This is a genomic window from Streptomyces sp. NPDC058291, from assembly GCF_042880855.1.
Classification (GTDB): Bacteria; Actinomycetota; Actinomycetes; order Streptomycetales; family Streptomycetaceae; genus Streptomyces.
Genome location: NZ_JBHVYK010000055.1, coordinates 13,142 through 29,640 on the forward strand (window position 1 = coordinate 13,142; position 16,499 = coordinate 29,640).

Consider the following 16,499-nt stretch of genomic DNA (forward strand, 5'->3'; position numbering starts at 1 on the left):
GCCGTCCCACCGTCCAGTCGTCCCAGCGTCGGCCGCAGGAGGCGCGGTGAAGGCTGGTAACCCCTCAGCTGTGCTGACATGATCCCGATAGCTGCAGCAGGGCAGCAGGGCAACGTCATCATCCCCACGCCGCACCGCGTCGGCTGAGCTGTCCCGGAGGACCGATATGCCGTGCCGAACCCGGGCCGTACTGGGCGTCGCGTGGGGCGCGGCCCTTCTTTCCCTCGCCGCGTGCACGACGGACCGTTCGGACGCCGAGCAGAGCGCGCAGCCCCGGGGCGCCACGGCGCCCGGCAGGACACCGGCAGGGGCCGCGCCCAGCGCCACGCCGCCCCCGCTGCGGAAGCCGCCGGAGTTGGACGCCGACTCATCGGTCGCCGGCCGCCGGCAGGTGACCACCGGCAACGCCGAGGTCCTGTACAGCCGGGGCAAGAAGGGTGACGCCCTCACCGTCGCGGTGAGTTGCCAGGGCAAGGGGAAGATCACGGTAGCGGTGGAGTCTGTGCACGTCTCCTTCCCCCTGGAGTGCGGGGCCCACGGGACCAGCACCGTCGTCAACCAGTTCGCGCTGTCCGAGGCGGAGCGCAGCGGAGTCGTGTCCGTCGAAGCGTCCCCGGCCGTGCGGTGGTCGATGACCATAGGCCATGGCGCCCCGGCACAGGCGGAGCCACCGGACGCCGGTTGAGCTCGGCCGTCGTGGGAGCGGCGACCGGTGCCCTGCCGTCGACCGGTGCCCGGTCGTTCAAGGAGCGCTTCGGTGTTCCTCGCCTCGCCTCGCCTCGCCGCGCCGCGCCGCGCCGCGCCCTGCCGCGCCGCGCCGCGGCAGGGCGCGTGGGTGCGGGGGGCGGTCGGGAGGAGCACTCTGGAAGCAGGAGCTTCGGAGGTGATCGTCATGGCCGCGATGCATACCACGGTCGGCTGGCACGTCGAGCTGGAGTTCGAGGAGGACGACCGGCACACGCGGGCGGTCGCGTTGGTGCGGCTGCCCGACGGGACCGAGGTCCGGGCGCACGGGCATGCCTCACGGCACGACGTGGACTCGAACCAGCCCCGGGTGGGGGAGGAGATCGCGGGCGCCCGCGCCCTCAACGAGATCGCCATGCAGTTGCTGACCAAGGCGCGTCTGGAGATCGACGACGCCTCGGGCCGGAGATCCCACTCGATCAACGTGTAGGCGTCGGGAGGGTGGCCGGCGGACCGGCGGGTCAGCGCGCCGTCGTCGCCGTGCGCAGGGCGCGGAGCAGGGCCTGTGCGCGCGGGTCCGCCGTCACGCTCGACCGGAAGCCGTTGGTGACGTAGCCGAAGGCGGTCCCCGACTCCGGGTCGGCCAGGCCGAGCGCTCCGCCGCGGCCCGGGTGGCCGAAGGAGGCGGGGGACAGCAGGGGGGACGCGGCGCCGTGCAGCATGGGGCCGAGACCGAAGCGGGTGTTCACCACGAGCACCCGGTCCGGGCCGGACGACTGCTCGCCGCGTGCCAGTTCCACCGTCTCCGGCCGCAGCAGGCGTATGCCGCCCTCGACCTCGCCGATCAGAGAGGCGTAGAAGCGGGCCAGACCGTCGGCGGTGGCGATGCCGTTGGACGCGGGCAGGGCCGCGGCCCGGTAGGCGGGGTCGTTCTCGTCGGGCAGCGGAGTGATCGCGGCGAAGGCGCGGCGGGTGAGGGAGGACGGATCGGCGTAGGCGGCCGCGACAGCGGGCTTGGGCCGGGTCTTCAGCGCCCCGGTCTGGGCCGGCGCCTCCACCTGCCCCACGCGCCCCACCCGCCCGCGCTGCGCCGCCGGCAGGCCGAGCCACAGGTCGGCCCCGACCGGTGCGGCGATCTCGTCGGCGATCCACTCCCCGACGGGCCGTCCGGTGATCCTCCGCACCAGTTCGCCGGTCAGCCAGCTGTACGTCTGCGCGTGGTAGCCGTGGTCCGTGCCGGGTTCCCAGGCGGGCGTCTGGGCCGCGACCGCCGCCGCGCCGAGATCGGGGTCGGCGGCCTCGGCGGGAGTCAGCGGCCGGTCCAGCACCGGCACGCCCGCGCGGTGCGCGAGCACGTGCCGGACGAGCGTGCGTTCCTTGCCGGCCGCCTTGTACTCCGGCCAGTACGCCCCGACCGGCGCGTCCAGGTCCAGCTCGCCGCGCTGGTGCAGCAGCAGGAGGCCGGCGGCGACGACGCCCTTGGTCGCCGACCGCACGATCTGGGCGGTGCCCCGCTCCCAGGGGGCCGTCGCCGCCGTGCCGTCCACGTCCCGTGCGCCGGCCCAGAGGTCGACGACCTTGCGCCCGTCGCGGTAGACGGCCACCGCGGCGCCCCGGTCCCCGAGCGTCTCGAAGTTGCGGACGAACGCCTCCCGGACCGGCTCGAAACCCTCGGCCACCGCACCGCTCACGTCCACGCCCGCCCCTTTCGACGAATCGGCCTTCAACTCCTGGGCAACGCCCCCGGCAGGCCTGCGATTCCTCGGTTCGGCTACCCCAGAATGATCGTTACATCGATGTTGCCGCGGGTGGCGTTGGAGTAGGGGCACACCTGGTGTGCCGCGTCCACCAGCTTCTCCGCGAGACCCGGGTCGAGGACGGGGAGCGAGACGCTGAGCGCGACCGCGAGACCGTAGCCCTTGCTCCGGTTGGGGCCGATGCCGACCTTCGCCGCCACCGTCGACCCGGTGAGGTCGTAGCCCGCCCGGTTGCCGACGAGGATCAGCGCGTTGTGGAAGCAGGAGCTGTAACCGGCCGCGAAGAGCTGTTCCGGGTTGGTGCCGTTGCCGTCGCCGCCGAGCTGCGGCGGCATCGCGACCTTCAGCTCGATCTGGCCGTCCTGGCTGGTCACATACCCGTCGCGGCCCCCGTGCGCGGTCGCCTCGGCAACGTACATGATCTTCGTCGGGCGGGTGTCGGCGGTGCCGCCCGCGTCGGCGGTCTCGGTGGTGCCGACTGCGGCGCCTTCTGTCACGGCGGACCCTCCCCAGCGTCTTCCCCAACTGCGTCGAACTACATCGTGCACAAGGTACCGGCCGGTAGGTGGACAGGTTCCCGCCAGGGGGTGGTAACCGCAGGTAACGCCGGTGCGGAGGTGCGGAGGTGCGGAGGTGCGGGGGTGCGGAGGTGCGGGGGTGCGGAGGTGCGGGAGTGTGGGGGTGCGGGGTTCGTGGGGGTTCGTGGGTTCGCGGGTTCGGGGTTCGGGGTGCGGGAGTGCGGGGGTGCGGGTTCGGGGGTCCGGGGCTTAGGGGGTGCGGTCGGCCGCCGCGTGTGCCCGCTGCGCGAGGCCCCACAGCTCCTCGCGCAGCCGGGCGACCTCCGACGCCTCCAGACCGGTGGACGCGAGGAGGGCGCCGGGCACCCGCCTCGCGCGCCCCTTCAGTTCCTCGCCGCGCCCGGTGCACGCGACGAGCACCGAGCGTTCGTCGCGCGCCGAGCGCTCCCGGCGCACCAGGCCCGCCGCCTCCAGCCGCTTCAGCAGCGGCGACATCGTGCCGTAGTCCAGCCGCAGGGCCGCCGCCAGCTCCTTGACGGTCGTCTCACCGCGCTCCCACAACACCAGCAGCACCAGGTACTGGGGATAGGTGAGGCCCAGCTCGTCCAGGAGCGGCCGGTACGCGGCCGTCACCGCGCGCTGGGCCGCGTACAGCGCGAAGCACAACTGCTCGTCGAGGAGCGGCGAGCCGTCGGCGGTAAGTCCGTCGTTCGTCACGCGCCCATTGTCGCGGAGCGCGGGTCGAACCCGAAGGGCAGCTCCAGACGGTGGGCGCGCATGAGGGAGTCGTCGGCGAGCAGATCGCCGGTCCGGCCGTCCGCCGCGATCACCCCCTCGCTGAGGATCAGGGCGCGCGGGCACAGCTCCAGGGCGTACGGCAGGTCATGCGTGACCATGAGCACCGTGACGTCCAACGACCGCAGGATGTCGGCCAGTTCGCGGCGCGAAGCCGGGTCGAGGTTGGAGGACGGCTCGTCCAGGACGAGGATCTCCGGCTCCATCGCGAGCACCGTCGCGACCGCGACGCGCCGCCGCTGGCCGAAGGACAGGTGGTGCGGCGGGCGGTCCTTGAACTCCGCCATGCCCACCTGCGCGAGGGCGTGGTCGACGCGCGCCTCCAGCTCCGCGCCCCGCAGTCCGGCCGCCGCCGGGCCGAACGCCACGTCCTCGCGGACGGTCGGCATGAACAGCTGGTCGTCGGGGTCCTGGAAGACGATGCCGACCCTGCGCCTGATCTCGGCCATGTGCTGTCTGCCGACCGGCAGCCCGGCCACCGTCACGGTGCCGGCGCCGCCGCTCAGGATGCCGTTGAGGTGCAGCACCAGGGTCGTCTTGCCGGCGCCGTTCGGCCCGAGCAGTGCGACCCGCTCGCCGCGCGCGACGGAGAAGTCGACGCCGAACAGGGCCTGATGGCCGTCGGGATAGGCGAAGGCGAGGCCGGAGACCTCCAGGGAAACGTCAGTCACAGGGCCCATCCCAACACGCGGACGACGAGGGCGGCGAACGGGAGGGCCAGCGCGTACGACCACTGCGCGCGGGTCGCGGTGGCCTCGTCGATCACCGGCATCGAGCCGGCGTACCCCCGGCTGATCATGGCCAGGTGCACGCGCTCGCCGCGTTCGTAGGAGCGGATGAACAGCGCGCCCGCGGACTTCGCGAGCACCCCCCAGTGCCGCACGCCCCGCGCCTCGAAGCCGCGCGACTCCCGGGCGACCCGCATGCGCCGCATCTCGTCCGTGATGACGTCGCCGTAGCGGATCATGAAGGAGGCGATCTGCACCAGCAGCGAGGGCAGCCGCAGCCGTTGCAGGCCGAGCAGCAGCTCGCGCAACTCCGTCGTGGACGCCAGCAGGACGGACGCGGCGACGCCCAGGGTGCCCTTCGCGAGCACGTTCCAGGCGCCCCACAGGCCGTTGACGCTGAGGGACAGCCCGAGGACGTCCACCCGCTCGCCCTCGGCCACGAACGGCATCAGCACGGCGAACGCGACGAACGGCACCTCGATCAGCAGCCGCTTCAGCAGGAATCCGGCCGGCACCCGCGCCCGCTGCGCGACGGCCGCGAGCAGGACGGCGTACAGCGCGAACGCCCACATCGCCTCCCGCGGCGTCGACACCACGACCACCACGAAACCGAAGGCGGCGGCGAGCTTGGTGTGCGGCGGCAGGCCGTGCACGGGCGAGTGCCCGTGCCGGTAGAGCCGGTGCGCGTGTCCCGCTCCCATGACGTCAGACGCCGCTCGTGGAGGCCGGGGACACGTCGCCCGTGCGGCGTCGGCGTACCGTCCAGAACACCGCGCTGCCCGCGACGACGGTCGTGCCGACGCCGATCACGCCCGCCAGGCCACCGGAGAGGCGGGCGTCGGCGACGTCCTTGACGCCGTAGCCGGCGAGCGGGGAGTCGGAGGAGGCGTGCTTCTGGGTCCTCTTGTCGATGCCGTGGTCGGTGGCGACCTTCTCCAGACCGTCGGGGTTCGCGGAGGCGTAGAAGCTGACGAAGCCGGCCAGGACGAGGGAGGCGACCAGGCCGGTCGCCCACACCGTGCGCCGCGAGGCGCGGGCCGCCACCGGCGCCGTGCTCGTCCCCTCGGCCGCCGGGACGTCGACGAGGCGGCCGTCCACCCGCAGCTGGAGCCGCTGCCGCAGATCGCGGGCGCCGTGGACGAGGTCCGGCCGGACGGCGACGACGGCGCCCACGGTCAGCGCGGTGATCACGGCCTCGCCGACGCCGATCAGGACGTGCACGCCGATCATGGCGGTGGCCACCTTGCCGATCGCCACGTCGGTGGTGCCGCCGATCCAGTAGATGAGCGTGAAGGCCACGGCGGCGGCGGGCACGGACAGCACGGCGGCCACGAAGGAGGCGGCCGTGACGGACCGGCGCGAGCGCGGCAGCACCTTCACCAGGCCGCGGAAGACGGCGTACGACACGACGGTCGTCACGATCGCCATGTCGGTGATGTTGACGCCGAGCGCGGTCAGTCCGCCGTCGGCGAAGAGGACGCCCTGCATCAGCAGGACCACGGAGACGCACAGGACCCCGGTGTAGGGGCCCACGAGTATCGCGGCGAGCGCGCCGCCGAGCAGATGACCGCTGGTCCCCGCCGCGACGGGGAAGTTCAGCATCTGCACGGCGAAGATGAACGCCGCGACCAGGCCGGCGAGCGGCGCGGTCTTGTCGTCGAGTTCACGGCGCGCGCCGCGCAGGCTCACGGCGATGGCGCCGGCGGCGACGACTCCGGTCACGGCGGAGGTCGGGGCGTTGATGAATCCGTCGGGTACGTGCACCCGACGATGATAGTGGCTTAATGCGAACGGTTCGCAAGAGCGAGGGACTCGTTCGCGCCTCGGAGTCGCGACCCGTGCATCGCACAAGTGAGATATGTCGGCGCAAGCGAGCGCAATCCGCAAAATATGCGACATTGGAGAGGGAGCGGACGCATAGCTTCCGCACAGGTCACGCTGCGTGAGAGGGCCGGCCGATGTCTGTAGTCGAGCAGTACACGCGAGCCCACATCGTCACCGATGCCGACCGGGTCGAGGACACGGCCGTACCCGTGGTGCTGCGCTACGACCCCGAGCGCGATCCCCGTTCCGTGCGCGTCGGGCTGCCCGACCGCCGGGAGTGGACGTTCTCCCGCACGCTCCTCGAACAGGGCCTGCGCGCTCCGGTCGGCACCGGCGAGGTGCGCGTCTGGCCGTGCGGGCGCGTCCAGGCCGTGGTCGAGTTCCACTCCGCGCACGGCGTCTCGGTGGTCCAGTTCGAGTCCAAGACGCTGCTGCGGTTCCTGCGCCGCACCTACACGGCGACGGTACAGCCGGTCAGCCACTAGCCCCACCGCCGGCCGCGCACGGGCCACGCATCGGCCGCGGGCCGTGCACCGGTCGCGGGCCACCGGTCGGTGGCCGTCGGCGCGCGCCCCGGTGTCCGGGAGCCGCTCAGCCGCCCATCCGCAGCAGGGTCGCCACGATCGGGCCGGCCGTGTCGCCGCCGTGGCCGCCCGCCTGGACGACGCCCGCGGCCGCCAGGTCGCCGCGGTAGGCGGTGAACCAGCCGTTGGGCTTGTCCTGGTTGTCGACCTCCGCCGAGCCGGTCTTGGCGCCGTAGTCGGGGCCCAGACCGGACATCGCCTCGGCGGCGGTGCCGGCCGCGGCCGTGTAGTTCATCAGCTCGCGCACCTGCGACAGCGTCGACGACGACATCGTGCGCGAGGCCTTCGCCAGCGTGCGGCCGTCCACCGACGGGGCGACCAGGTACGGCTGGTGGAAGGCGCCCGCCTTCACGGTGGAGGCGACCGACGCCATGTTCAGCGGGTTCATCCGCACCCCGCCCTGTCCGATGAGCGAGGCCGCCATCTGGGCCGCCGACTGCACCGGCACCGCGCCGTCGAAGGACGGGACGCCGATCGACCAGTTGTTCATCGACAGGCCAAACACCTGCTGCGCCTGCCGGGTCAGGCTGTCGTTGTCCAGTTCCGGGGCCTGGCTGATGAAGGCGGTGTTGCAGGAGCGGGCGAAGGACGCCTTGAACGAACCGTCCTTGATCTCGAAGTCGTCGTCGTTGTGGAACTTCCAGCCGCCGTAGGCGAACGTCTTCGGGCAGGGGTGGGTCTTGTCGGCCGAGGCCAGGCCCTTGTCGATGAGCAGCGACGAGGTGATGACCTTCATCGTGGAGCCGGGTGCGAGCGAGCCGTTGAACGCGGTGTTGAAACCGGGGCTCGCGTTGGCCACCGCGAGGATCTCGCCCGTGGAGGGCCTCATCACGACGACCGACGAGCGCACCGTCTTCGCCACCTGCTGTTCGGCGGCGGCCTGGAGGGTCGGGCTCAGCGTCGTCCGCACGGTGCCCGGGGTGCCCTCGCTGAGTTCCAGCAGCGTCTTGTCGGAGGCCTTCTTCGCCTTGGACGCCTTGCCGCGGACGACCCGGAGCTCCACGCCCGCCCTGCCGCCCGCCTTCTTGCCGTACTTCTCCCTCAGCCCGTCCAGCACGGTGCCCAGCGAGGGGTACTTCGCGGCCGTCAGCACGCCGCCGTCCCGGTCGACGGCCTTGACCGGCGGAGTGCCCGATTCGCCGGTGACGAGCCGGTCGCCGTCCTGGAGCTCGGGGTGGACGACGGACGCGTGCCAGTCGACCTGTGCCTTGCCGTTCCTGGGGTTGCGCACCACGGTGAGCGCGCTGTCGTACGTCAGCGGCTTGCCGACGTTCTTGTACTTCACCGTGCCCTTCACGGAGAACGGGACCTTGAGGCCGGCGGCCTTGCCCGGGGTGAGGGTGACGTCCGTGATGTGGGCGTCCCGGGCGTAGCCGGTCAGCAGGGCGGCGGCGGCCGCGGAGTCGTCCGTGACGGCGGCCGCGCGGGCCGTCTCGCCCTGCTGCCAGGCCGTCAGGAACCGGGTGGCCAGGGTCTTCGCCTCGGCCGCCGAGGGAGCGTCGGCCCGGACCCGGGGCACCTGACCGCCGTTGGCCGCGGCGGCGGAGCCGTCGTCGGCGGCGGCTCCGCCGTACAGCGCGTAGACGCCGAGCCCGGCTCCGCCGACCACGACGGCGATCATGCCGCCGACCACGGCCGGTCGCCGCTTGCTGCTTCGTTCCTCGACGCGCCTTCTCTTGCCCACTGTCAGATCCTCCGGATCCCCAGGGGCTCTCCCCCCAGCCCCGCTGCCCTCGTTGCCCTCGATGACCCCAACGACGGCTACCACCCTAGAGTCCCGTCACCCGCGGCGACGTCACGTGTGACGTCAGCCACCCCGGACGCCCGGCCCCCGACCGAGTCGTGCCCGCGCCTGCCCGAGCCTGCCCGCCCCTGTCCGTGCGTGTCCGTCCCTGCCCCTTCCCCGGGGCCCGCGGCCCGCCGGTGTTCAGCCGGCCCTCAGCACCTCGGCCACGAGCGGGCCGGACGCGTCGACGCCGTGACCGCCGTCCTGGGTCATCGCCGCCGCCGCGACGTCGTCGCGGTACCCGGTGAACCAACTGTCGGACCTGCTCTGTCCGTCGACCTCGGCGGAGCCGGTCTTCGCGCCGATCCGGCCGCTCAGCCCGGACATCACGTCGGCGGCGGTGCCGCTGGTGGCGGTGCGGTTCATCATCGAGCGCAACTGCTGCACCGTGCTCGACGACAGCCCGCGCGCCTGCGCCGGTTCACGGCCGTCGAGACCGAGCGGGACGATCACCGGCTGGCGGAAGGCGCCCGTCATCGCGGTCGCCGTCACCGACGCCATGTTCAGCGGGTTCATCTGGACCTGGCCCTGGCCGATCAGACCGGCGGCGGTGTCCGGGCCGGTGGAGGCGGGGACGGAGCCGTCGAAGGACGGGATGCCGGTCTTCCAGTCGAGCCCGATCCCGAACCGGTCCCGTGCCTCGTTCGTCAGCCAGTCGTCCTTGACGTCGTCCGCGAACTTCACGAACGCCGTGTTGCAGGAGCGGGCGAAGCTCTCGGAGAGCGTGGCGCTCTCGTTCGGCTTCATGCCCTTGAGGTTGTGGAAGGTCTGGCTGTCCGAGACCGCCGAGGGCGGACAGGGCGCGGGCCCGTTCGCGGTCGTGAGCCCCTTGTCGATGAGGGTGGCCGCGCTGACGATCTTCATGGTGGAGCCGGGTGCGACCTCGCCCAGGAAGGCTGCGTTCCAGCCGTCGGTGCGGTTGTTGGCGACCGCCAGCACCTCGCCGCTGCTGGGCTTGACCGCCACCACGGACGACTGGGGGTACTTCTGCGCCGCCTTCTCGGCGGCCGCCTGCACGCCCGCGCTGAGGGTGGTGGGGAGCTTGCCGGGCTTGCCCTCGGCGAGGGTGAGCAGCGTGGTGTCGGCGGTGTCCGGGGCGGCGTGTCGGATCGTCAGCTCGACGCCGGGCGTGCCGCCCGCCTTGTCGCCGTACTTGGCGCGCAGCTCGTCCAGGATCGGCCCCAGCGAGGGGTACCTCTCCTTCGTCAGCACCTTGCCGTCACGGTCCACCGCCTCGATCGGCGGCTTCGACGACGCGCCCGTGACCAGCGTGTCGTCCATGTCCTTCAGCTGCGGGTGGACGACCGAGGGCTGCCAGTCCACCAGCGCCTTGCCGGTGGTCACGCCCCGCACGACCGTGAGCCGGCTCGCGTAGGAGAGCGGCTTGGACTTCCCCCCGTACGACACCGTCGCCTTGACCGTGTAGGGAACGACGGCGCCGGACGCCGCGCCCGGCGTGATCTTCACACCGGTGAGGTGCGCGGCGCCGAAGGAGGCCAGCAGCGGCTCGGCCTTGGCCGCGTTGTCGGTGAGATCGGCGGCCGCCGCGGCCCGCCCCTCGGTCCAGGCGGCGAAGAAGGCGGCGCTGGCGTCCTTGACCTCGGACCCGCTCGGCGGCCCGCTCCTGACGGCCGCCGGCGCCGCGTCCCCGGCACCGGTGGCCACGCTCCCGTTCAGCGCGTCGACGATGTTGAAGGCCCCGTAGCCGGCCCCGCCCACCATCACGGCGAAGACGGAGCCGATCACGGCTGCCTTGGCCCCCTTGCGCATCTGTGAACCCCTCCCCGTCGGTGCTTTCGGGCCGCGTCATTTCTGAACGCGTTCAGAAAGCTCTTCTCGGCTCACAGTAAGCGGAAAGGGCGGTGCGTGGCGCGTCGGTTTCCGGAATCGTTAGACCCACGTATCCAGCCACATACGTGAACGCCAGCTGTCGATCGGGATGGCCTGCCCCGTGTACAGGGGCCAGAAATAGATGAAGTTCCAGGCGATGAGCAGGACGAGGACGCCCGCGCCGGTCGCCCCCGCGACGCGGCGGGTCTCGGTCGAGCCCGGTGGGCCGACGAGTGCGCCGATCATCATGGCCACCGCCAGACAGAGGAAGGGCAGGAAGACGACCGCGTAGAACAGGAAGATCGTGCGTTCCTGGTACAGGAACCACGGCAGGTAGCCGGCCGCGATGCCGCAGGCGATCGCGCCCGCCCGCCAGTCCCGGCGGAACAGCCAGCGCCACAGCACGAACAGGACGGCGAAGCAGGCCGCCCACCACAGCAGCGGCGTGCCGATCGCGAGGACCTCACGGGCGCACTTCTGGCTCGCGTCGACCGGACAGCCGTCCTTGCCGGGCGCGGGCGACTCGTAGAAGTACGAGACCGGACGGCCGAGGACGAGCCAGCTCCACGGGTTCGACTGGTACCGGTGCGGCGAGGTGAGGTGCGTGTGGAACTCGTACACCTCGTGCTCGTAGTGCCACAGGCTGCGCAGCCAGTCCGGCAGCCACGTCCAGCTGCCGCCCTTGCCGTCGGTGGCCGCCCAGTTGCGGTAGTAGCCGCCCTTGCCGTCGGCGGCGGAGCGGATCCAGCCCGTCCACGACACCAGGTACGTGACCAGCGCGACCGGGACGGTGGCCAGGAAGGCGAGACCCGTGTCGCGCCGGAGCACCGTCCGGTACGGGTGGCGCGCACCGGCCACCCGGCGCGAACCGACGTCCCACAGGACCGACATCAGGCAGAACGCGGCCATGATGTACAGGCCGTTCCACTTGGTGCCGATGGCCAGCCCCAGGAACAGGCCGGCGCCCCAGCGCCAGGGCCGAAAGCCCAGGCGAGCGCTCTCGGCGACCGTCGCGTTCGGACGGTGGCGGCCGTCGGGGTCCGGCGGCAGCGCGGCGGCGAGCCGCGCGCGGGCCTGGTCCCGGTCGGCGACCAGACAGCCGAACGCGGCCAGCACGAAGAACATCAGCACCCCGTCGAGCAGCGCGGTGCGGCTCATCACGAAGTGCAGCCCGTCCACGGCCATCAGGGCGCCCGCCAGGCACCCGAGGAACGTGGAGCGGAAGAGGCGGCGGCCGATCCGGCACAGCAGGAGGACCGAGAGCGTTCCGAGCAGGGCGGTCATGAACCGCCAGCCGAACGGGTCGAACCCGAAGATCAGCTCGCCCAGCCCGATCACGTACTTGCCGACCGGCGGATGCACCACGTAGGCCGCGTCCCCCGGGATCCGGACGTGCCCGCCCGAGGACAGGATCAGGTTGTTGGCGTTCTTGTCCCAGTTGACCTCGAACCCGCGGTGGACGAGCGCCCACGCGTCCTTGGCGTAGTACGTCTCGTCGAATATCACCGCCTTGGGGCTGCCCAGATGCCAGAACCGCAGCACCCCCGCCACCAGCGTGACCAGCAGCGGACCTCCCCAGGGCGACCAGCGCGTAATCCGGTCCGCCCACCCGTGCGGGACGCCCAGCGCCTGCCACAACCGCGGGCTGGGCTGCGCGTACGGCGGCGACAGCCGCTCGCGGACGTCGGCGGAGGGCTCCGCCGCGTATCCGAAGCGGCGCAGCCGCTGCTGCCACGACGGCCGCCGGTCGTGCGGCGTCCGGCCCTGCCGGTAGTCCGTTGAGTCCATGGAGGACGCGGTACTGGTCACCGCGCCATCGTAGGGAACAGGTCTGTGTGAGTCCCGTGTCTCTGCCCTGCGAGGATGGAAACGTGACAGCCACGCCCCGAACCGCCCCCGGACTCCTCGTGCTCGCCGGCACCCCCATCGGCGACGTCGCGGACGCCCCGCCCCGCCTCGCCGAAGAGCTGACCGGCGCCGACGTCATCGCCGCCGAGGACACCCGCCGGCTGCGCCGGCTGACCCAGGCGCTGGGCGTGACGCCCAAGGGGCGGGTGGTGTCCTACTTCGAGGGCAACGAGTCCGCCCGCACGCCCGAGCTGGTCGAGGAGCTCGTGAACGGCGCTCGGGTACTGCTGGTCACCGACGCCGGGATGCCCTCCGTCTCCGACCCCGGCTACCGGCTGGTCGCCGCGGCCGTGGAGCGGGACGTCCGCGTCACCGCCGTCCCCGGCCCGTCCGCCGTGCTCACCGCGTTGGCCCTGTCCGGGCTGCCCGTGGACCGGTTCTGCTTCGAGGGGTTCCTGCCCCGCAAGGCGGGGGAGCGGCTGTCGCGGCTGCGCGAGGTCGCCCGGGAACGGCGCACCCTCGTCTACTTCGAGGCCCCGCACCGGCTCGACGACACCCTCGCCGCGATGGCCGAGGTGTTCGGCGCGGACCGGCGGGCCGCCGTCTGCCGAGAGCTGACCAAGACGTACGAGGAGGTGCGGCGCGGGCCGCTCGGCGACCTCGCGGAGTGGGCCGCGCAGGGCGTGCGCGGCGAGATCACCGTCGTCGTCACCGGCGCCCCCGAGCGCGGGCCCGAGGAGCTCGACGCGGCGGAACTGGTGCGCCGGGTCCGGGTGCGCGAGGAGGCGGGCGAGCGGCGCAAGGAGGCCATCGCGGCGGTGGCGGCGGAGACCGGACTGCCCAAGCGCGAGGTGTTCGACGCGGTGGTGGCGGCGAAGAACGCGGGGGGCCTGTGACGGCTCCCGCCCCCTCGCGAGGCGGGCGGGCCGGGAGTCTGTGACGGCTGGGGCCGACGTGCTGTGAAGCAGCTCACACCCCCTCTGAGCAGGGCGCATGTCGTCTGAGCATGCGCCCCATGCGGGGGCAAAGGGCTGTCGCCGAAGGCAAAGCCCAGCCCCCTCGCCGGGGCCGCTTCGGCAAGGACAGTCCAAATCGCCTCCAACAGTGGACAGGCCTGATGCCTTGGCGCCCGCCGAGGAGTCCACTGGTCACAGGGACGCACCCGTCCCTCGCTCCCAAGGGCGTTCCGGGGGAACACCCGCGCCGGGAGCGGCTTGCCCAGCGGACAGCAGGAGCTGGCATGAGTGACATCACCGGGCAGACCGGCCTCCGCGACGGCGCGAGCGCCGTCGTCAACGAGTCGTACTCCTTCGCCTGCATGCGGTGCGGGCACGGCTGGGAGCAGTCGTACGAGATCGAGCACCACACCGACGGCGACGGACGCCAGTTCGTCCTCTACGTGGCGGAGGGCCGGATCGTGCCGTCGCCCCTGAGCCGTCCCGCGTGCCAGAACTGCGACGGGCACGTCGTGCGGATCATGCGGGCCGGACAGGTCTCGTCGGTGCGCGACGCGGCCCGGCCGGCCAAGGCGGCGCCCGCGGCCGGACCCGTGCAGGCGCCGACGACGGCGGCCGAGGAGCGCACCGGCGGGACGGACGAGCACCCGGACCACCACTGGCACCTCTCCGACCTCCTGCACCCCTTCCAGCGCAAGGCCGGCTAGCAGGCGGCCCCGGTGAGCACGGAGCCCTTCCGTAGGATCGGGGCATGTCTTCGAACGCCGGCAGGAACGCCGACACCAGCGCCGCGCCGCCGCTTCCGGCCCCCCTAGGGGTGCCGGTGGCCGACTCCCACACCCACCTCGACATGCAGTCGGGCACGGTCGAGGAGGCCCTCGCGAAGGCGGCGTCGGTCGGCGTGACGACCGTCGTCCAGGTCGGCTGCGACGTACGGGGCTCCCGGTGGGCGGCCGAGACGGCGGCGGCGCACGACAGCGTCCACGCGGCGGTCGCCCTGCACCCGAACGAGGCGCCGCGCATCGTGCACGGCGACCCCGGGGGAGACTGGTCCCGGCTGGGCGCCCGCAAGCCGGGCGGCGCGGCGGCGCTCGACGAGGCGCTCGCCGAGATCGACCGCCTGGCCGCGCTCCCGCACGTCAAGGGCGTCGGCGAGACGGGGCTGGACTACTTCCGCACCGGCCCCGAGGGCAAGGAGCCCCAGGAGTACTCGTTCCGCGCGCACGTCGAGATGGCCAAGCGGCACGGAAAGGCGCTGGTCATCCACGACCGGGACGCCCACGCCGACGTCCTGCGCGTGCTGAAGGAGGAGGGCGCCCCCGAGCGCACCGTCTTCCACTGCTACTCCGGCGACGCCGAGATGGCGGAGATCTGCGCCCGCGCCGGCTACTTCATGTCCTTCGCCGGCAACGTCACCTTCAAGAACGCGCAGGGCCTGCGCGACGCCGTCGCCGTGGCCCCGGCGGAACTGCTCCTGGTGGAGACCGACGCCCCGTTCCTGACCCCCGCGCCCTACCGGGGACGGCCCAACGCCCCGTATCTCGTCCCGATCACGGTGCGTGCGATGGCCGCCGTGCGCGGCGTCGACGAGGACGCCCTGGCCACCGCACTCGCCGCCAACACGGCACGCGCGTTCGGCTACTGACGGCGAGGGGACCGGATCGAACACGACTCTCGGTAGTCGCGCCACTTTGGAGAGTGACCGTCCCTCCGCTAGGTTCTGGGGGCCCGATCCGGAGCCCACCCCCTGGAGCGTGTCGGCGTGAGCAACTCGCAGCGCATCGAGTACGAGCCGTGCGGCGGTGGCGGGTCGTACGTGGACCTGCACGACGCCGAGACGGTCGCGTACGGCGTGTACGCGGCCCCCGGGACCTACGACGACACCTACCGGCCCGCCTACGAGAGCTGCGAGCCGCACCCGCCGCACCAGCTCTGCCCGCCGCACGGACCGCACGAGCCCTACGGGTCGCCGCCGCGGCCGCCCGCGACGCTCCAGCTCCCCGCGTCCCTGGTGATGCCCGCGCCGCCGTCCCCGAGGGAGGACCTGGGCGGGCGGGCCGCGCGCCGACGCAGATCGCGCTCCGCCGAGCGCCCGGAGTCCGCGATGCGCCGGCTTCTCCCGCAGGCGCTCGTCGTCGCGTTCCTGGCCGGCGGCACCACCGCGTTCGTCGCCGAGGACAAGGCGGTCGAGCTGACCGTCGACGGCAAGCCGCGCACCCTGCACACCTTCGCCGACGACGTGAGCGAACTCCTCGCCGAGGAGGGCGTGAAGGTGGGGGCGCACGACGTGGTGGCGCCCGCCCCCGGCACGGCCCTGGCCAGCGGTGACGAGATCGCCGTCCGCTACGGACGTCCCGTCCGGCTCACCCTGGACGGGCAGCGGCACGAGCTGTGGACGACCGCGCACACCGTGGAGGAGGCGCTGCGGCAGCTCGGGGTGCGGGCGGAGGGCGCCTACCTGTCCGTCTCGCGCGCACAGCGCATCGGACCCGCCGGGCTCGCGCTGGACGTGCGCACCGAGCGCCAGGTCACCGTCATGGCCGACGGCCGGGCCCGCACCGTCCGCACCAACGCCGCCACGGTGCGCGAGGCGGTCCAGGCGGCCGGGATCACCCTGCGCGGACAGGACACCACCTCCGTCGACCTCGGCAGCTTCCCGCGCGACGGGCAGACGGTCACCGTGCTGCGGATCACCGGCTCCCAGGAGGTGCGCGAGGAGCAGATCCCGTTCTCCGTGCGCCGCACCGAGGATTCCTCGCTGTTCCAGGGCACGGAGGTGGTGGAGCGGACCGGGCAGCCCGGACTGCGGCGCATCACGTACGCCCTGCGCACCGTCAACGGCGTGCGGCAGAGGCCGCGGCGGATCCGCGACGAGGTCGTGCGCACACCGCGCACCCAGGTGGTGAAGGTCGGCACGAAGCCGCGTCCGTCGTCCGTGCGGGGGGCCGATGGCCTGGACTGGCAGTCGCTGGCCGCCTGCGAGTCGGGCGGCCGGCCGAACGCCGTCGACCCCTCGGGCACCTACGGCGGGCTCTACCAGTTCGACACCCGCACCTGGCAGAGCCTCGGCGGCAGCGGGCGCCCCCAGGACGCGCCGGCGGCGGAGCAGACGTTTCGCGCGAAGAAGCTGTACGTCCGCCGCGGCGCCGGCCCCTGGCCGCACTGCGGGACGCGGCTGCACGGGTGAGG

16 protein-coding genes are annotated in these 16,499 nt (G+C 72.9%); 7 read left to right on the forward strand and 9 right to left on the reverse strand.

All coding sequences use genetic code 11. The features are described 5' to 3' along the window. Window positions 1-166 precede the first annotated feature (166 nt). Both ACFVYK_RS25085 and ACFVYK_RS25090 read left to right on the forward strand, forming a co-directional pair. Complete coding sequence (locus ACFVYK_RS25085; RefSeq protein WP_389777868.1) at window positions 167-685, forward strand: hypothetical protein; 519 nt, start codon at window positions 167-169, stop codon at window positions 683-685. A 207-nt stretch (window positions 686-892) separates the two neighbouring features. After that, the gene (locus ACFVYK_RS25090) at window positions 893-1,174 is read left to right on the forward strand and encodes a DUF1876 domain-containing protein (RefSeq protein ID WP_389777870.1); all 282 of its coding nucleotides are present in this window, start codon (window positions 893-895) and stop codon (window positions 1,172-1,174) included. A 31-nt stretch (window positions 1,175-1,205) separates the two neighbouring features. Here ACFVYK_RS25090 and ACFVYK_RS25095 read toward each other — a convergent pair whose 3' ends face one another. The 6 genes from ACFVYK_RS25095 to ACFVYK_RS25120 all read right to left on the reverse strand — a co-directional run bounded on the left by ACFVYK_RS25095 (window position 1,206) and on the right by ACFVYK_RS25120 (window position 6,246). After that, on the reverse strand, window positions 1,206-2,381 hold the full coding sequence (locus ACFVYK_RS25095; RefSeq protein ID WP_389777872.1) for a serine hydrolase domain-containing protein: 1,176 nt from the start codon (window positions 2,379-2,381) through the stop codon (window positions 1,206-1,208). 74 nt (window positions 2,382-2,455) lie between these two features. Then, a complete protein-coding gene (locus tag ACFVYK_RS25100; RefSeq protein WP_109005312.1) occupies window positions 2,456-2,860 on the reverse strand; it encodes an organic hydroperoxide resistance protein in 405 nt (134 codons plus the stop codon). A gap of 348 nt (window positions 2,861-3,208) precedes the next feature. Further along, window positions 3,209-3,676 (reverse strand): MarR family winged helix-turn-helix transcriptional regulator, encoded by a 468-nt coding sequence (locus tag ACFVYK_RS25105; protein WP_389777874.1) that lies wholly within the window; start codon window positions 3,674-3,676, stop codon window positions 3,209-3,211. Then, complete coding sequence (locus tag ACFVYK_RS25110; RefSeq protein WP_389777876.1) at window positions 3,673-4,434, reverse strand: energy-coupling factor ABC transporter ATP-binding protein; 762 nt, start codon at window positions 4,432-4,434, stop codon at window positions 3,673-3,675. Before ACFVYK_RS25110 ends, ACFVYK_RS25105 begins: the two co-directional genes overlap by 4 nt. Next, window positions 4,422-5,183, reverse strand: a complete 762-nt coding sequence (gene cbiQ / locus ACFVYK_RS25115; RefSeq protein WP_389777878.1) for a cobalt ECF transporter T component CbiQ — start codon at window positions 5,181-5,183, stop codon at window positions 4,422-4,424. The genes ACFVYK_RS25110 and cbiQ overlap by 13 nt, the downstream gene beginning before the upstream one ends. A gap of 4 nt (window positions 5,184-5,187) precedes the next feature. Then, on the reverse strand, window positions 5,188-6,246 hold the full coding sequence (locus tag ACFVYK_RS25120) for an energy-coupling factor ABC transporter permease (RefSeq protein WP_389777879.1): 1,059 nt from the start codon (window positions 6,244-6,246) through the stop codon (window positions 5,188-5,190). A gap of 194 nt (window positions 6,247-6,440) precedes the next feature. Between ACFVYK_RS25120 and ACFVYK_RS25125 the strand changes: the two genes are divergently transcribed. After that, window positions 6,441-6,791: an SsgA family sporulation/cell division regulator gene (locus tag ACFVYK_RS25125; RefSeq protein ID WP_389777881.1), complete on the forward strand. Its 351-nt coding sequence runs from the start codon at window positions 6,441-6,443 to the stop codon at window positions 6,789-6,791. A gap of 106 nt (window positions 6,792-6,897) precedes the next feature. Here ACFVYK_RS25125 and ACFVYK_RS25130 read toward each other — a convergent pair whose 3' ends face one another. The 3 genes from ACFVYK_RS25130 to ACFVYK_RS25140 form a co-directional block, all read right to left on the reverse strand. After that, complete coding sequence (locus ACFVYK_RS25130) at window positions 6,898-8,574, reverse strand: penicillin-binding transpeptidase domain-containing protein (protein ID WP_389777883.1); 1,677 nt, start codon at window positions 8,572-8,574, stop codon at window positions 6,898-6,900. A 243-nt stretch (window positions 8,575-8,817) separates the two neighbouring features. Next, window positions 8,818-10,446 (reverse strand): penicillin-binding transpeptidase domain-containing protein, encoded by a 1,629-nt coding sequence (locus tag ACFVYK_RS25135; protein WP_389777885.1) that lies wholly within the window; start codon window positions 10,444-10,446, stop codon window positions 8,818-8,820. 120 nt (window positions 10,447-10,566) lie between these two features. Next, a complete protein-coding gene (locus ACFVYK_RS25140; RefSeq protein WP_389777886.1) occupies window positions 10,567-12,315 on the reverse strand; it encodes a dolichyl-phosphate-mannose--protein mannosyltransferase in 1,749 nt (582 codons plus the stop codon). A gap of 62 nt (window positions 12,316-12,377) precedes the next feature. Here ACFVYK_RS25140 and rsmI point away from each other — a divergent pair, with 62 nt between their 5' ends. The 4 genes from rsmI to ACFVYK_RS25160 all read left to right on the forward strand — a co-directional run bounded on the left by rsmI (window position 12,378) and on the right by ACFVYK_RS25160 (window position 16,497). Next, the gene (rsmI, locus tag ACFVYK_RS25145; protein WP_389777887.1) at window positions 12,378-13,250 is read left to right on the forward strand and encodes a 16S rRNA (cytidine(1402)-2'-O)-methyltransferase; all 873 of its coding nucleotides are present in this window, start codon (window positions 12,378-12,380) and stop codon (window positions 13,248-13,250) included. Between the two features lie 344 nt (window positions 13,251-13,594). Then, window positions 13,595-14,017, forward strand: a complete 423-nt coding sequence (locus ACFVYK_RS25150; RefSeq protein WP_389777889.1) for a hypothetical protein — start codon at window positions 13,595-13,597, stop codon at window positions 14,015-14,017. Between the two features lie 44 nt (window positions 14,018-14,061). Then, window positions 14,062-14,955, forward strand: coding sequence for a TatD family hydrolase (locus ACFVYK_RS25155; RefSeq protein WP_389777891.1), 894 nt, complete (start codon window positions 14,062-14,064; stop codon window positions 14,953-14,955). Between the two features lie 117 nt (window positions 14,956-15,072). Further along, a complete protein-coding gene (locus tag ACFVYK_RS25160; protein WP_389777893.1) occupies window positions 15,073-16,497 on the forward strand; it encodes a ubiquitin-like domain-containing protein in 1,425 nt (474 codons plus the stop codon). Window positions 16,498-16,499 lie beyond the last annotated feature (2 nt).

Excerpts from the sequence above, each read along its gene's own strand:
- ACFVYK_RS25085 (WP_389777868.1), top strand. The coding sequence starts at position 167 with ATGCCGTGCCGAACCCGGGCCGTACTGGGCGTCGCGTGGGGCGCGGCC.
- ACFVYK_RS25090 (WP_389777870.1), top strand. The coding sequence starts at position 893 with ATGGCCGCGATGCATACCACGGTCGGCTGGCACGTCGAGCTGGAGTTC.
- ACFVYK_RS25100 (WP_109005312.1), bottom strand. The coding sequence starts at position 2,860 with ATGTACGTTGCCGAGGCGACCGCGCACGGGGGCCGCGACGGGTATGTG.
- ACFVYK_RS25110 (WP_389777876.1), bottom strand. The coding sequence starts at position 4,434 with ATGGGCCCTGTGACTGACGTTTCCCTGGAGGTCTCCGGCCTCGCCTTC.
- cbiQ (WP_389777878.1), bottom strand. The coding sequence starts at position 5,183 with ATGGGAGCGGGACACGCGCACCGGCTCTACCGGCACGGGCACTCGCCC.
- ACFVYK_RS25125 (WP_389777881.1), top strand. The coding sequence starts at position 6,441 with ATGTCTGTAGTCGAGCAGTACACGCGAGCCCACATCGTCACCGATGCC.
- ACFVYK_RS25135 (WP_389777885.1), bottom strand. The coding sequence starts at position 10,446 with ATGCGCAAGGGGGCCAAGGCAGCCGTGATCGGCTCCGTCTTCGCCGTG.
- ACFVYK_RS25150 (WP_389777889.1), top strand. The coding sequence starts at position 13,595 with ATGAGTGACATCACCGGGCAGACCGGCCTCCGCGACGGCGCGAGCGCC.
- ACFVYK_RS25155 (WP_389777891.1), top strand. The coding sequence starts at position 14,062 with ATGTCTTCGAACGCCGGCAGGAACGCCGACACCAGCGCCGCGCCGCCG.